General features: G+C 71.1%; 13 protein-coding genes and 3 tRNA genes. 7 read left to right on the top strand and 9 right to left on the bottom strand.

Going from position 1 to position 13,794, the window contains the following annotated elements; genetic code table 11:
• Positions 1-58 precede the first annotated feature (58 nt).
• Both P3T29_RS02430 and P3T29_RS02425 read right to left on the bottom strand, forming a co-directional pair.
• Entirely contained in the window at positions 59-487 is a 429-nt protein-coding gene (locus P3T29_RS02430; RefSeq protein ID WP_280714532.1) for an organic hydroperoxide resistance protein, read from the bottom strand.
• A 61-nt stretch (positions 488-548) separates the two neighbouring features.
• Positions 549-1,574 carry an NADP-dependent oxidoreductase gene (locus tag P3T29_RS02425; protein ID WP_280714531.1) on the bottom strand — a complete coding sequence of 342 codons (1,026 nt, stop codon included), beginning with the start codon at positions 1,572-1,574 and terminating at the stop codon, positions 549-551.
• A gap of 120 nt (positions 1,575-1,694) precedes the next feature.
• On the opposite strand from P3T29_RS02425, the gene P3T29_RS02420 reads away from it, so the two are divergent.
• Positions 1,695-2,165 (top strand): MarR family transcriptional regulator, encoded by a 471-nt coding sequence (locus tag P3T29_RS02420; RefSeq protein ID WP_280714530.1) that lies wholly within the window; start codon positions 1,695-1,697, stop codon positions 2,163-2,165.
• Positions 2,166-2,353: 188 nt separating this feature from the next.
• Entirely contained in the window at positions 2,354-3,673 is a 1,320-nt protein-coding gene (locus P3T29_RS02415) for an LCP family protein (protein WP_280714529.1), read from the top strand.
• Positions 3,674-3,713: 40 nt separating this feature from the next.
• Here the strand turns inward: P3T29_RS02415 and P3T29_RS02410 are convergent, their stop codons facing one another.
• The 3 genes from P3T29_RS02410 to P3T29_RS02400 form a co-directional block, all read right to left on the bottom strand.
• Positions 3,714-4,607, bottom strand: coding sequence for a pyridoxal-phosphate dependent enzyme (locus P3T29_RS02410; RefSeq protein WP_280714528.1), 894 nt, complete (start codon positions 4,605-4,607; stop codon positions 3,714-3,716).
• Between the two features lie 39 nt (positions 4,608-4,646).
• The gene (locus P3T29_RS02405) at positions 4,647-5,339 is read right to left on the bottom strand and encodes a class F sortase (protein WP_280714527.1); all 693 of its coding nucleotides are present in this window, start codon (positions 5,337-5,339) and stop codon (positions 4,647-4,649) included.
• 216 nt (positions 5,340-5,555) lie between these two features.
• The gene (locus P3T29_RS02400) at positions 5,556-6,140 is read right to left on the bottom strand and encodes a hypothetical protein (protein ID WP_280714526.1); all 585 of its coding nucleotides are present in this window, start codon (positions 6,138-6,140) and stop codon (positions 5,556-5,558) included.
• Between the two features lie 325 nt (positions 6,141-6,465).
• On the opposite strand from P3T29_RS02400, the gene P3T29_RS02395 reads away from it, so the two are divergent.
• Complete coding sequence (locus P3T29_RS02395; RefSeq protein WP_280714525.1) at positions 6,466-7,296, top strand: polysaccharide deacetylase family protein; 831 nt, start codon at positions 6,466-6,468, stop codon at positions 7,294-7,296.
• Between the two features lie 163 nt (positions 7,297-7,459).
• On the opposite strand, the gene P3T29_RS02390 is transcribed toward P3T29_RS02395, so the two are convergent.
• Positions 7,460-8,164 carry an RDD family protein gene (locus P3T29_RS02390; RefSeq protein WP_280714524.1) on the bottom strand — a complete coding sequence of 235 codons (705 nt, stop codon included), beginning with the start codon at positions 8,162-8,164 and terminating at the stop codon, positions 7,460-7,462.
• Positions 8,165-9,085: 921 nt separating this feature from the next.
• Positions 9,086-9,159: transfer RNA gene (locus P3T29_RS02385), tRNA-Ile, on the bottom strand.
• Between the two features lie 256 nt (positions 9,160-9,415).
• Between P3T29_RS02385 and P3T29_RS02380 the strand changes: the two genes are divergently transcribed.
• Positions 9,416-10,303, top strand: coding sequence for a trypsin-like serine protease (locus P3T29_RS02380; RefSeq protein ID WP_280714523.1), 888 nt, complete (start codon positions 9,416-9,418; stop codon positions 10,301-10,303).
• A 136-nt stretch (positions 10,304-10,439) separates the two neighbouring features.
• Positions 10,440-11,234, top strand: coding sequence for a trypsin-like peptidase domain-containing protein (locus tag P3T29_RS02375; protein WP_280714522.1), 795 nt, complete (start codon positions 10,440-10,442; stop codon positions 11,232-11,234).
• Positions 11,235-11,357: 123 nt separating this feature from the next.
• Here P3T29_RS02375 and P3T29_RS02370 read toward each other — a convergent pair.
• Both P3T29_RS02370 and P3T29_RS02365 read right to left on the bottom strand, forming a co-directional pair.
• Positions 11,358-11,430: transfer RNA gene (locus P3T29_RS02370), tRNA-Asn, on the bottom strand.
• 41 nt (positions 11,431-11,471) lie between these two features.
• Positions 11,472-11,544, bottom strand: a tRNA-Asn gene (locus P3T29_RS02365).
• A 302-nt stretch (positions 11,545-11,846) separates the two neighbouring features.
• On the opposite strand from P3T29_RS02365, the gene P3T29_RS02360 reads away from it, so the two are divergent.
• Together P3T29_RS02360 and P3T29_RS02355 are read left to right on the top strand one after the other, a co-directional pair.
• Positions 11,847-12,140, top strand: coding sequence for a hypothetical protein (locus tag P3T29_RS02360; protein ID WP_280714521.1), 294 nt, complete (start codon positions 11,847-11,849; stop codon positions 12,138-12,140).
• 154 nt (positions 12,141-12,294) lie between these two features.
• Positions 12,295-13,728, top strand: coding sequence for an FGGY family carbohydrate kinase (locus tag P3T29_RS02355; RefSeq protein WP_280714520.1), 1,434 nt, complete (start codon positions 12,295-12,297; stop codon positions 13,726-13,728).
• Positions 13,729-13,794: the final 66 nt, after the last annotated feature.

Genomic DNA, 13,794 nt, shown 5'->3' with positions numbered 1-13,794 from the left:
ACCGCCCCCGCAGTGGGATCTGCGGGGGCGGTTCGCGAGCTCATGGTGTGACGGAGTGTCAGACCAGGCTGAGGGCCACGTCGATGTTGCCTCGGGTGGCGTTGGAGTACGGGCAGACCTCGTGCGCCTGCTCGACCAGCAGCTTGGCGGCCTCGGCGTCGAGCGAGGGAAGCTTGACGGCGAGGTCGACGGCGAGGCCGTAGCCACCGGCGGCGTTCGGGCCGATGCCGACCTTCGCGGTGACCTCGGCGCCTGTGACGTCGGCCTTGGCGCGGCGGGCGACCACGAACAGCGCGCTCTGGAAGCAGGCCGCGAAGCCGGCCGCGAAGAGCTGCTCGGGGTTGGTGCCCTCGCCGCTGCCGCCCAGCTCCTTGGGCGGGCGGACGGTGACGTCCAGCAGGCCGTCGGAGGAGGCGACGCGGCCGTCACGACCGCCCTCGGCGGTGGCTATGGCGGTGTAGGCGATCTTGGTGGGCTTGCCCGACATGAGGTGACTCCTGGCTGTGGTGAGGGAATTCGAGGAAGGACCGGAGGTGATCAGGAGTTGATCAGGAGGTGAGCTGGACGACCATCTTGCCGGTGTTGTCGCCGCGCAGCAGACCGATGAAGGCTTCGGCGGTGTTCTCCACGCCCTTCACCACGGTCTCGTCGTAGCTGAGCTTGCCGTCCCGCAGCCAGCCCGCCATCTCGGCGACGAACTGCGACTGCAGCGCGGCGTGGTCGTTGACGAGCATGCCCTGCAGGCGCAGGCGCTTGCCGATCGCCATCGCCAGGTTGCGCGGGCCGGCCGGGGGCGTGGTGTCGTTGTACTGGGCGATCGCGCCGCACAGGGTGGCCCGGCCGTACGGGTTGAGCGCGCTGATCGCGGCCTCGAGGTGGTCACCACCCACGTTGTCGAAGTAGACGTCGATGCCGTCCGGCGCGGCCTCGGCGAGCTGCTCGCGGACCGGTCCGTCCTTGTAGTTGAACGCGGCGTCGAAGCCGTAGCCGTCCACCAGCTTGGCGACCTTCTCGGCGGAGCCCGCCGAACCGATCACCCGGGACGCGCCCTTGAGCTTGGCGATCTGGCCGACCAGCGAGCCGACCGCACCGGCCGCGCCGGAGACGAAGACGCTGTCGCCCTCCTTGAAGCTCGCGACCTCCAGCAGACCGGCGTACGCCGTCAGGCCGGGCATGCCGAGCACGCCGAGGTAGTACGAGAGCGGAGCCAGCGCCGGGTCGACCTTGACCGCGCGCTCGGCGGGGAGCGTCGCGTACTCGCGCCAGCCGAGCCCGTGCAGCACCGCGTCACCGACGGCGATGCCCTCGGCCTCGGAGGCGATCACGTAGCCGACCGCGCCGCCGTCCATCGCCGCACCGAGCTGGAACGGCGGCACGTACGACTTCACGTCGTTCATCCGGCCGCGCATGTACGGGTCCACCGACAGGTACTCGTTGCGGACCAGGATCTCCCCCGGGCCGGGCTGCCGGACCGGAGCCTCGACCAGCGCGAAGTTCTCCGGGGTGGGCCAGCCTGCCGGGCGGGCCACCAGGTGCCACTCGCGACCGACCGTGGGCGTTACCTGCTCTGACATCGTTCTGCTCCCTTGGGACGTTTTCCCCCGTAGTACCGGTCGACCTGAAAGGTTGACCGCCTAAAGCAATCGTGGACGTGAAAGGTTCACGTTGTCAAATGTTCAGCTAGACTGGTTCCCATGGAGAACACCCCGACCAAGGTCGTCCAGGAGCCCGCCGACGCGATCACCCGCGAGGTCGTGGATCTCATGGCGGGCCTGGTCGCGCTGTTCCACCGCGAGTACGAGGAGGCGGCCGCCGCCCGCTCGCTGACCGGCGCCCAGGCCAAGGTCCTCGCGCTGCTCCGGCGCGGCCCGATGCCGATGCGGCACATCGCCCAGACGCTGAGCTGTGAGCCGTCCAACATCACCGGGATCGTCGACCGCCTGGAGGCCCGCGGCTTCGTCACCCGCCAGGCTGACCCGCAGGACCGCCGGGTCAAGCTGGTCGCCGCGACCGAGGCGGGCCGCTCCGCGAGCGAGGAGCTGCGCGAGTCGCTCAACTTCGCCCGCGAGCCGCTGGCCACCCTCGCCGAGGACGAGCGGACGACGCTGCGGGACCTGCTGCGGCGGATGCTCGAAGGCGCGGACCCGGAGACCGACCCCTCCTGATATCGCCTCCTGATATCCCCTCATTCCACCCTGGGTCGAACATACTTCTGCATCGAGTCGCACGCAGGTGTAACCGAACGCCGCCTCGAAACCGTCTATCCGGTGAGACCCGCACCAACCGGCCGGCCCTCACCCGAACGACCTTCACCCGGGCGGCCGTACCCCGAGCGGCCGTACAGAGAGCGCTGATGATGACCGACGTCAAGAGCCTGCCCGTGAAGGGCTCCGGCCGCTCCACCCGAGCGCGGCTCGCACGGGCCGCCGGTGCGACGGCCGCAGTGGCCGTAGTGATCGCCGGCGGGACCGGGGTCTGGTTCTACCGGCACCTCAACCACAACATCAGCACCTTCGACCCCAGCGGCATCGCCAGCAGCCGCCCGCCGGCCGCCGTCCCGGTGCCCGCGAAGAGCGGCGGCACCGGCGACAGCGTCGGCGGGCCGCCCGTCAACGTGCTGGTCCTGGGCTCGGACTCGCGGGCCAACGGGAACGACAGCCTCGGCGGCGGCGAGGTCGGCGTCGGCAACTCCGACACCGCGATCCTGCTGCACGTCTACGGCGACCACCGGCACGCCGTCGCCGTCTCGATCCCCCGCGACACCCTGGTCACCATCCCCTCCTGCCGGCTGCCCAGCGGCCACTGGACCACCCCGCACACCAACCAGATGTTCAACTCGGCCTTCACCGTGGGCGAGTACGCCGCCGGCAACCCGGCCTGCAGCCAGAACACCGTGGAGACCCTCACCGGCCTGCGGATCGACCACACCGTGGTGGTCGACTTCAAGGGCTTCGCCGCGATGACGGACGCCGTGCACGGTGTCGACGTCTGCGTACCCAACGACGTCGACGCGTACGGCATAAAGCTCGGCAAGGGCCGGCAGACCGTCTCCGGGCAGGCGGCGCTCGACTACGTCCGCGCGCGGCACGGCTTCGGCGACGGCTCGGACATCGGCCGGGTGAAGCGCCAGCAGGCTTTCCTCTCCTCGCTCTTCAAGAAGGTTCAGGGCCAGGGCTTCGACCTCACCACCCTGCTGCCACTGGCCGACGCCGCGACCAAGTCGCTGACCGTCGACCCCGGTCTCGGCAGCGCGCTCAAGCTCGCCGACTTCGCCCAGTCGCTCCGGGACATCAAGCTGAACGACATCACCTTCGTCACCGCGCCCTGGCGGTACGACGGCGAGCGCGTCCGGCTGGTCCAGCCGGACGCGGGTGTGCTCTGGAACCTCCTGCGACAGGACCGCACCCTCGACGGCCTGCCCGCCCCCGCACCCTCGACGGGCGCGACGGCCGGCGGCGACCCGACGGCCACCACGACGGCCACCCAGGCGACTTCCCCGACAGGCGACCCGACGACCTCGGCGGCGACCTCGGCGATGTCCTCACCGACGTCCGCTCCGACGTCCTCGCCGACGAGCTCGGCGGCGGCTCTCCCGAGCAGCCTGCCGACCGGCATCACGACGAACGCCCGCAACGCGGGCAGCGACCTCTGCTCCGACCTGAGCTTCGGCTAGGCCCCGCCCGGCTGCGCCGGGTACACCGGCCACTCCGGGCTCACGGGTCCGGGACTCCGGTGACCACCACGGTCACCCTGGTCCCGGGCCTGAACTCCCCGGCGGCGGCGAGGTCGTGGACAGCCAGCAGGGTCTTCGCCACGTACCGGCGCTCGGGGTCGATCCCGTGGCGGCGCTCGAACTCGACTGCGAACGCCTCGAGTTCCGGCGGGACGCGGCCGTAGCCGCCGCCGTGGTGGCCGTGGTGGATCCGCCAGTTGTCGAACTGCCGTCCGTACGCGGCCTGGTGGAGCTCCGCGACCTCGCGCTCCAGGTAGCCTTCGCCGCGCAGGACAGCCACCCCGAGGGCCCGCGCCCCGGCTGGCAGGCCCCCCGCGATGCCGGCCAGCGTGCCACCGGTGCCGACCGGGCAGCAGACCACGTCCCGCTCCCCGAGCTCCGGGATCTCGGCCGGAATCCCGGCGGCCCCAGCCACGGCCAGGGCGTTCGAGCCGCCCTCCGGCAGCACCAGCAGACGCCCGTCGCCGTCCTGCTCCGACCACCGGTCCGTACCGCGCACCAGCTCCCGGTACCGCCCCCGCGAGACGAACCGCAGCTCCATCCCGGCCGCCTCCGCCGCCCGGAGCGACCAGTTGCGCGGCAGCGGGGCCAGCTCGTCACCCCGGATCACCCCAACGCTGGACAGCCCCAACTCCCTTGCAGCGGCTGCCGTCGCGCGGATGTGCGTGGAGTAGGCGCCACCAAAGGTGAGCAGCCCGGTGTACCCCTGCTCCACCGCCAGGGCCAGGTTCGGTGCGAGCTTGCGCCACTTGTTGCCGGGCACCGTCGGATGCGCGAGATCGTCCCGCTTCAGCCGCAGCCGTACCCCCACCCGGGCCAGCGCCGGGACGTCCAGAGTCACCAGCGGGGTCGGCAGCGCGGCGGGTGACAGCATCGGCCCAGCATACGGAGGGTGGGTGGCGCGTCCTATCTCCTAGCGGGAGGACTGGAGGTGGGCGAAGACCACCACGTTCTCCGTGTAGTCCTTGAGCTTCCGGTCGTACGAGCCGCCGCAGGTGATCAGGCGCAGCTCCGCGTCCGGGGTGTCGCCGTAGACCTGGGCGTTGGGGAAGGCGTTCTTGGCGAAGGTCTGGGTCGAGTCGACCACGAAGGTCGCGACGGTGCCGTCCTCGCGGGTGATGTCGACGGTGCTGCCCGGGGCCAGCAGGTGCAGCATCAGGAAGACGGCGGGGCCGGTCCTGGTATCCACGTGACCTGCGACGACGGCGCTGCCGCGTTCGCCGGGCGACGCTCCGCCCCGGTACCAGCCCACCAGGTTCGGGTCGTCCGGGGCCGGTGCCTCCAGGGCTCCTGCGGCGTTGAGACCCAGTTCGCTGAACGGCGCGTCCAGGAAGAGCTGGGGGATCCGCAGCCTGACCGGGCGGGACCTGGGCAACGCCCGGCCGACCGGAGCGGCACGGGACGGCTTCGCGGCGCCCGGCACCCGGGCTCCGGCCGAGGCGGCCGCTCCGGCGACGGCCGGCGGTGGCGGCGCCGCCGGGGCGCCGTCCACCGACTGGTAGATCACCAGGAGCCCGACCACGGCCACCCCCATGGCCCAGCGGAAGAGCCGGAGGCTGCTGTCCTGGGCGGCGGGACGGCCGTCCGTCGGTGACTGACTACCCATCGTGGCGGCTACCTCTCCAGTTACTGAGTGCTGCTGGCTACCGGGTGCTGGTGTGCACACCTGCCGTGTACGTACTACATCGCAACCACCTACACGTGCGTCCTGCAGCGCGCGTACGTACCTCACCGCCGGGCGGCCGGACGGCGGCCGGACGCACCGCCGTGGCCGCCACCGAGCGGTGGCGGCCACGGCAGGACGATGAGTGACGGCTCAGGCTCAGGCCGTGCCGCCGGCCGAGTTACGCCGGCGCAGGGCGAACGCGCCGACGCCGATCCCACCGGCGAGCAGGGCGGCACCGGAGGCCAGTCCGCCGCCGGAGACGGACATCGCGCCACCACCGGTGTGGACTCCACCGGTCGGCTTCGCCTGGTCCTGCCAGGACGCGTCCGCCTCGTCGGAGGTCTCCTTGCCGACCGCCGTGCTGTCGTCCTTGCTCGCGCTGTCGTCCTTCTTGGCGTCGGCCTTCTTCGTGTCGTCCTTCTTGCTGCTGTCCTTCTTGACGTCGTCCTTCTTGACGTCGTCCTTCTTGACGTCGTCCTTCTTCGTGTCGTCCTTGACGACCTTCTTGTCGACGGCGGGCTTCTGGTCGTCGGGCCCGGGGGCCTGCTCCTGCCACACCTTCTGGTCGTCGGCCGAGGCGGCCTTCGGCGCCGCAGCCGCCGGAGCGGCCGGGGCGGCCGGGGCTGCTGCACCTGCCGGAGCCGCCGGAGCGGGCGAGGTGTCCGCGTACGCGATCGGGGAGCCGAGGGCCAGGACGGCGGCGATGGCCGCTCCGGTGAGGAGGGTGCGTTCGATACGCATGAGACCGAATCCTTCCGACGCTCCCGGACGACCGTCGGCACTTCGCCGGCTGATGGAATCGCGGTCACGCCTCAATCACCGTCAGTCACAAACCGGTTGCGCGCCACCGGCGGCTCCCATCCGGGTGAGACCCGTGGCCGGTTCGGGGTCTGCCGACGGATCGTTCCCGGTATTGCCGGGCGCCCCTCCGGCGGATGGCGCCGCCCGCTCCAATGGCGGAGTTCCGCTGGGCCGTCGGAGTGACACTGGGCCCCAGTGCGGCGCCGCACCGCGTCGAGCGGGGAGGTCGGGGGACAGATGCATCATGCTGTCACATCATCAGATCATGTCCCGTCGGCTACTACTGAGCGTGGCCGGGCTGACCCTGCTCTCCGCCGAGGCCTGCGGAGCCCCCGTGCCGAACACCGGCAGCGCCGAACACCACGCCGACTCCCCCGGCCCGCTGCCGCCCACCTCCACCTCGCCGACCCCGACCCCCGCGAAGAGCCCGAGCCCGAGCCCGGCCGCTCCGGCGGTGAACGTGCCGAGCCCCGCCCTCAGCAGCGCCGCCGCACCGTCCCACCGGATCAGCGACCCGCTCTTCTCGCTCCCCTCCGACGACAAACTGGTCGCCCTGACGATCGACGACGGGCCGGACCCCACCCACACCCCCATCGTGCTGTCCATCCTGAAGCAGCACGGCATCCGGGCCACCTTCTTCCTGGTCGGGGAGAACGCCGCCGCGCACCCCGGCCTGGTACGCGAGATCGCGCAGCAGGGCCACCACGTCGCCAACCACACCTGGACGCATCCCGACCTCCGCCAGCTCCCCGATGCTCAGGTCCGGGACGAGCTGGAGCGCACCTCCGACGTCCTGCAGAAGGCCACCGGCAAACCGCCGACCTGGTTCCGGTCACCCGGCGGGGACTGGTGCAAGGTGGCGCTGCGGACGTGCAGCGAGCTGGGCATGCGGCCGATGGGCTGGTCGGTCGACCCCCGGGACTGGTCCCGCCCGGGGACTTCCAAGATCACCACTCGCGTCCTGGGAGCCGTCCGGCCGGGCTCGATCGTCCTCAACCACGACGGCGGCGGCGACCGCTCGCAGACCATCGCCGCCATGCGCGCCTACCTGCCGGTACTGATCGAGGACGGCTACCAGTTCACCGCCCCCCGGTGAGGCTGGCCATGCCCGCTTGCCACCGGCTTGTTCCACCGACAACAAGACTCCCCTCCAACGCTGTTGGCCAGGATCGACCGATCGGTCACGGTCGCGGGCCACTGCGGCGGAGGGGAGATCAACCGATCGGTTGATGCGGGCTGGAGCAGACGCTCCCAGGTACTCAGTTCTCCTTGACGACGACGGTCTTGGCGACCTTGTCGTGCAGGCACTGCTGCAGCGGCTTGTCCCACAGCTGCCAGAGGACATCGAGCAGGCTGAAGAGCGTCCCGAGGCAGTAGACGGCCTGCGGTCCGGCGTAGACCGCCGCGCGGGTCCAGAACTCGGCATCGGTGGGCCGGCCACCGTGGTCGAGCGCCACCACCCGGATCTTCATCACCTTCTTGCCGAGCGTCTGACCGTTCTGCGTGATCATCATGGCCGCCTCGTAGCCGAGGATCATCACGGCCGCCGCCACGTAATACAGGTACGGGCTCACCGCCGCCACGATCGCGTAGACCACGATGATCGGCACCAGCAGTACGGCGAAGTCGATCAGCTTGGCCAGAAACCGGTCCCCCGGCGAGGCCAACGTCCGACTCCCCGGAGCCGGCGGGCCACCGTACGGGCCCGCCGGGCCCTGCTGGGAGAGCCACGGCGGCAGCGGCTGCTGCGGCTGACCGTAGGGAGGCTGCTGCCCGTACGGGGGTTGCTGGCCATAGGGGGGTTGCTGCGGCGGCGGACCATAGCCGGGCTGCGGCTGGCCGTACGGGTCCTGATGCGGCGGCTGCTGCGGCGGCTGCGGACCGAAGCCCGGCTGCGGCTGGTCGTACGGGTTCTGCGGCCGGTCATCCGGCTGTCCATGACCCTGCGGTTCGTTTGTGCTCATGCCCCCGACTCGTCTTCCATGTCCGGGCGATCACCCTCGATCGCGGGGATGGCTCCCGCCCACAGGGTCCACAGGCCCGTAGATCTTGTCAACACACTTATCGGAAGAGACGATGACAAACTCGACCGAGTGGCCAACACCCTTGTCTTCCTGGAGTTCTGATGACGCCCCCGCTCCGCTACGACGCCGTACTCTGTGACATCGGTCCGTCCTGACCGGGACTGTACGAAAGTTGGCTCTGTCCCGTAATCGGTGGTAACGAAGTGTGACTGCCGTCGTTGGTATGGCGTGCTTGATGTCAACGAGCTTGTGGGTGTGGTGTTTTCGGGGCTGTCGGCCCTTGTCGTTGAGGGGGTGGCGGACGAGGGCGGGGTCACTTGGGCATCCGCACGGACCCGGGATGATCCGGTGCCGTGTCCAGCGTGCGGGCAGCCGACGAGTCGCTCTCCGCCTACCCTGACACTGCTTCCCCCGGGCTCACGCGTCTCCAGTGTCCAGGCATCCACCCCGAGGTGGAACCTCAGTTGCCCTCTCTCCCGCTGGCCATCCCTCAGGCCGTCCAGCACGACGATCCGTCAGATCAACTACGCGCACGGGCTGTTCACCCAGGAGCCGACGGTCGACGGCCGAGCAGACCATCGCCATCGGCCAGGAGGTGCCTACCTGTTCGAGCACCGCCGGTACAGATGGGCCGCAGAGACTCCACCTGAGGGACATCGCCGTCCCCAAGTCGGACTCTTGTCCCACGCCTTGGGGCGGCTTGTAAAGCTGATGGTGCCCGCACGTTCCCGGACGGGTGAACTTCGGCCTGCCGGTGCCTTCGAAGAGCTGTTGTTGCTCTACAGTCTTCACTGAGGTGGTTCCCGCGTTTTCGCTGGTCACCACGCACACAACCGGCGCCCGAAGGCCGGTCTTTCGAGGTGGGGCGGGTGGGACTCGAACCCACGACCAAGGGATTATGAGTCCCCTGCTCTAACCGGCTGAGCTACCGCCCCGGTTCGCCGCGCAGCGCGGTGCGAGGACCGGTGCAGCAGCAGACGGCCCCTCAGGGCCGTCCCCGGCAGCATAGCCGGTCGATCAGCTGTGGTGCTCGCCGGGGGCGCATCCGGGTGCGCGGGGGTATCGGTGGTCCGACCTGCGGGTGTCGATTGCGTCTATCCGCCAGCGGGGTGAAGCTGGAGGCTCGGTGGACCGGCGGTCCGGCTTCGAGGGTGGTGGCGGGTGATGGTCCGTAAACGTACCGGTCGGCAGGTGCGGCAAGCATGGCAAGCGTGGGCAGGAGCGGCGGCCGCGCTCGTGCTGGCGGCGGCCGGGTGCGGCTCGTCCCCTTCGGGGGCGGCGGGCGGCGCAGCGGCCGGCGCCCAGAGCCCGAGCCAGAGCACACGCGCGCGGCCCAGCGGGTCCGCCGCCACCTCCGCCGCCTCCGCCCACGGCTGGAGCAAGGACCGTCTCCTCAGCGCGATCGCCAAGCACCCGGGCACCACCCACACGGCCAAGGCCGGCAGCCTGAACGGACTCGTCGGAGCGGTCTTCACCCACGACTCGGGCGGCGACCACTTCTGTACCGCGAGCGTCGTCGACAGCGCCGGGCAGAATCTGATCATCACCGCCGCGCACTGCGTCTACGACCCGGTCACGGGCCAGGGCAGCGACCTGGTCTTCGTCCCGGGCTACCGCAACGGCGAAACCCCCAACGGCGTCTGGCCGATCGTCTCGATCACCGTCGACCAGAGCTGGAAGGACAACGGCAACCCCGACCTGGACGTGGCGTTCGCGATCGTCCAGCCGCAGAACGGCCTACAGGTGCAGCAGGTGCTCGGCGCGAACACGCTCGGCGTCAACCTGGGGTACCAGTTGCCGGTCCGGGTGACCGGCTACCCGAGCAGCGGCGACGTACCGATCACCTGCTCCAACAACACCACCCAGCAGAGCCCCACCCAACTGCGGATCGACTGCCCGGACTACACCGGCGGCACCAGCGGCAGCCCGTGGATCACCGCCCTGGACCCGAAGACCCGGTCGGGCACGGTGGTCGGCGTGATCGGCGGCTACCAGCAGGGCGGGGACACCCCCGACACCTCGTACACCAGTTACTTCGGCGACCAGGTCCAGGCCCTGTACGCGCGGGCCACGGGGTAGCGGCGGCGAGCTGCCCCCGGCACCCAGAGCTGACCCACGAACCTCATCCCAGAGGGTGGCGCGGCGGGCTTCCCGCCTGGTAGATCTTGCTCCGGACCTGCCGTGGGACGGCACGGCCGGAGGAAAGGGTTCACGAATGGCACGCGTACGGCCCGGCGCCAGCACCGCCGCCCGGCGGCTCGCCGCGACGCCCGGCGTCGCCACTGCCGCCACCACCGCCGCAGCCGCCCTGCTGCTCGCCATCGCCACCGCGTGCACGACGGCCGGCCCTTCGGAGAGCCGCAGTACCCCGTCCTCCCGCCCGGCCGACCTCGGCGGGACGAGCAACCGGATCGGCGCTCTCTTCCTGGACGCGAACGGCTCCCGGGGCTGTACCGCCAGCGTGGTGGACAGCCCGCACCACAACCTGCTGGTGACCGCCGCGCACTGCGTCTACACCGCCGCCAACGGCCGGCTGGACAGCCTGGTGTTCGCGCCGGGCTTCCGCAACGGTGAAGCTCCGTACGGCAGTTGGAAGGCCACTACGACGACCGTCGACCCGCGCTGGGCGGCCGGCGAGGACCCGGAGTACGACATCGCGTTCGTCACCGTGGACGCACTGGACGGCCGGCAGATCCAGGACGTGCTCGGCGGAAACCCGATCGCCACCGACGCGGGTTTCGGCCTGCCGGTCTCCGTCACCGGCTACCCGAACGAGAGCCAGACGCCGATCACCTGCTCCAACCGGACCAGCCGGTACAGCGCGACCCAGGAGCGCTTCGACTGCCACGGCTACACGGACGGGACGAGCGGCAGCCCCTGGCTCACCCCGGAGGGCAAGGTGGTCGGCGTGATCGGCGGCTACCAGCAGGGCGGGGACACCGACCAGACCTCGTACAGCATCACCTTCGACCACCGGGTCACCGACCTGTACCGGCAGGCCACCGCCTGAGTCCGGGCGGGCGGTCAACCCGGAGAGGCGACAACAACAACCAGCACGGGCCGGGGAAACACGAAGGCCCTCCGGCGGCCGGAGGGCCTTCGCTCTGCACACTCACCTCAACTGCCGGTGAAGCTCCCGCAATTGGACTCGAACCAATAACCTGCCGATTAACAGTCGGCTGCTCTGCCAATTGAGCTATGCGGGACCGAACTTGCAGCGCCGGAGGGCCTTGGCGGGCCTTCCGAGCTCCCGCAATTGGACTCGAACCAATAACCTGCCGATTAACAGTCGGCTGCTCTGCCAATTGAGCTATGCGGGATTGAGTTTGTGCCTGGGAGCCGGATCTTCCCCGGCGCCTCGGCGCTCGCTGCGGGTCATACATTAGCGCACTCAGGGGGGTGGTCCGCCAATCGCTTTCGCGCAGCCGGTCACCCGGGGTCCGATCGCGCCCGTGAGCGACCCGCTCGGCGCGCCCCGCGCGCGGCCGCGAGCCCCGCCGGGGATGCTGGGGCACAGTGGCGGGAAGGCCCGCCCGGACCCGCCGCAGCCCGGGAGGTTCGCCGCCGGGCAGGACGGGTAGGGCAACGCGGCAGGGTCCGCAAGGAAGGGTGGAAGCCGAGCATGTGGAAGCTGACGTTGATCGTCGGAGTCGGGGTCGGGTACGTCCTGGGCGCCCGGGCCGGGCGGCAGCGCTACGAGCAGATCGCCAGGACCGCACGGCAGATCGCCCAGAACCCCAGAGTGCAGGACGCCGCCGAGAAGGCCCGGCACCAGGCCGGCACGGTGGCGGGGAAGGCGGCGGGCGCGGTGGCCGACCGGGTCGGCGACCGGCTGCCGAACGCGGTCACCGACCGCGTCTCGTACTTCAACCGCCAGCACGCCGAGGACGACAGCTGGGGCACGGTACGCCCCTGAGGGCCGGGTCCTCGGGGCGCCCGCCGGTACGGCGCTCCGAGGACCGCTCCGAGGGCCCGAAAGGGCAGGCCCAGGTGTTACCCGCCCGTACCGAGTGGGCAACACTTGGCCCGCCGGTCGTCATCCGGGCCGCCTGCTGAGGCATGATCTCGATATGGCCATCGTCGCGGGCATCGACAGCTCGACCAGCCGAACCAGGATCGTCGCGTGCGACGCCGACACCGGCGCCGTGCTGCGCGACGGCCGCGCCGCGCACCCCGTGCAGGAGACCGCCAACGCCCGGGCCACCGAGACCGACCCGCAGAACTGGCTGCACTCGCTCGGCGAGGCGGCCACCGGCGGCCTGCTGGAGAGCGTCCGGGCGATCGGCGTCTCCGCGCAGCAGCACGGGCTGATCGGGCTGGATGCGGGCGGCGTACTGGTCCGCCCGGCACTGCTCTGGAACGACCCGCGCTCGGCCGGCTCGGCCGCCGCGCTGATCGACGCGCTCGGCGGCCCCGAGCCGTGGGTCCGGGCGATCGGCTCCGTCCCCGCCCCGACCTACACGATCGCCAAACTGCGCTGGCTCGCCGAGCACGAGCCGGTCTCCGCGAAGCGGATCGCCGAGGTCCTGCTGCCGCACGACTGGCTGGTCTGGCAGCTGCTCGGCCATCCCAAGCGCCGCACCACCGACCGGGGCGACGCCTCCGGGACGGGCTACTGGTCGCCGCTGACCGGCGAGTACCGGCAGGACCTGGTGGAGCTCGCGCTCGGCCACCAACTACGGCTGCCGGACGTGCTGGGCCCGGCCGAACCCGCCGGGCACACCCCCGAGGGCCTGCTGATCTCGGCCGGCACGGGCGACAACATGGCGGCCGCGCTGGGCCTCGGCCTGATGCGCGGCGACGCGGCGGTCTCGCTGGGCGGCAACGGAACGATCTTCGCGGTGCACGACCAGCCCGTGGTCGACCTCTCGGGAAACATCTCCTCGTACGCCGACGCGACCGGGAACCACCTGCCGATGGTCGGCACGCTGAACGCCGCCCAGGTGCTGCGCTCGATGGCCGGGGTGCTGGGCTGCGACCTGGCCGGGCTGAGCGACCTGGCGCTGCAGTCCTCCCCCGGCTCGTACGGGCTGGTGCTGCTGCCCTACCTGGACGGCGAGCGGACCCCCCGACTGCCCAATGCGGCAGGCACCCTGACGGGCCTGCGGGCCGAGTCGATGGCCCCTCAGCACCTGGCCAGGGCCGCCGTCGAGGGCATGCTCTGCAACATCGCGGACGCGCTCGACGTGCTGCGCGGCCAGGGTGTCGCGCTGCGCCGGGTGTTCCTGCTCGGCGCGGTCGGCCGGCTGCCCGCCGTACGGGAGATCGCGCCGCTGCTGTTCGGCGTCCCCGTGGTGATACCGCCGACCGGCGACCACGCGGCGCGCGGCGCGGCGCGGCAGGCCGCCTGGGCCCTGGCGGGCACGGCCGAGCCACCGCAGTGGGAGCTGCCGGAGGCCGTCACCGTCAACCCGGACCAGTTCCACGACCCGGCCGTCGGCAACTCCGTGCGCCAGCAGTACGCCACGATCCGCGAACAGGTACACCCGGAGACCGCAGGGTAACTCCGACGCAAGCCACAACAGGGGCGCGAGGAACTGCGCGAAACCGGAAGGCAACAACCCGCACCC

The organism is Kitasatospora sp. MAP5-34 (assembly GCF_029894335.1).
In the GTDB taxonomy this organism is placed as follows: Bacteria; Actinomycetota; Actinomycetes; order Streptomycetales; family Streptomycetaceae; genus Kitasatospora.
The sequence above is the reverse complement of the archived record's forward strand: the minus strand, read 5'-3'. Positions and strand labels throughout refer to the sequence as shown.

What these genes read in the sequence shown, in the direction of transcription:
- P3T29_RS02430 (WP_280714532.1), bottom strand. Translation starts at nt 487, where the DNA reads ATGTCGGGCAAGCCCACCAAGATCGCCTACACCGCCATAGCCACCGCC.
- P3T29_RS02425 (WP_280714531.1), bottom strand. Translation starts at nt 1,574, where the DNA reads ATGTCAGAGCAGGTAACGCCCACGGTCGGTCGCGAGTGGCACCTGGTG.
- P3T29_RS02420 (WP_280714530.1), top strand. Translation starts at nt 1,695, where the DNA reads ATGGAGAACACCCCGACCAAGGTCGTCCAGGAGCCCGCCGACGCGATC.
- P3T29_RS02415 (WP_280714529.1), top strand. Translation starts at nt 2,354, where the DNA reads ATGATGACCGACGTCAAGAGCCTGCCCGTGAAGGGCTCCGGCCGCTCC.
- P3T29_RS02410 (WP_280714528.1), bottom strand. Translation starts at nt 4,607, where the DNA reads ATGCTGTCACCCGCCGCGCTGCCGACCCCGCTGGTGACTCTGGACGTC.
- P3T29_RS02405 (WP_280714527.1), bottom strand. Translation starts at nt 5,339, where the DNA reads ATGGGTAGTCAGTCACCGACGGACGGCCGTCCCGCCGCCCAGGACAGC.
- P3T29_RS02400 (WP_280714526.1), bottom strand. Translation starts at nt 6,140, where the DNA reads ATGCGTATCGAACGCACCCTCCTCACCGGAGCGGCCATCGCCGCCGTC.
- P3T29_RS02395 (WP_280714525.1), top strand. Translation starts at nt 6,466, where the DNA reads ATGTCCCGTCGGCTACTACTGAGCGTGGCCGGGCTGACCCTGCTCTCC.
- P3T29_RS02390 (WP_280714524.1), bottom strand. Translation starts at nt 8,164, where the DNA reads ATGAGCACAAACGAACCGCAGGGTCATGGACAGCCGGATGACCGGCCG.
- P3T29_RS02375 (WP_280714522.1), top strand. Translation starts at nt 10,440, where the DNA reads ATGGCACGCGTACGGCCCGGCGCCAGCACCGCCGCCCGGCGGCTCGCC.
- P3T29_RS02360 (WP_280714521.1), top strand. Translation starts at nt 11,847, where the DNA reads ATGTGGAAGCTGACGTTGATCGTCGGAGTCGGGGTCGGGTACGTCCTG.
- P3T29_RS02355 (WP_280714520.1), top strand. Translation starts at nt 12,295, where the DNA reads ATGGCCATCGTCGCGGGCATCGACAGCTCGACCAGCCGAACCAGGATC.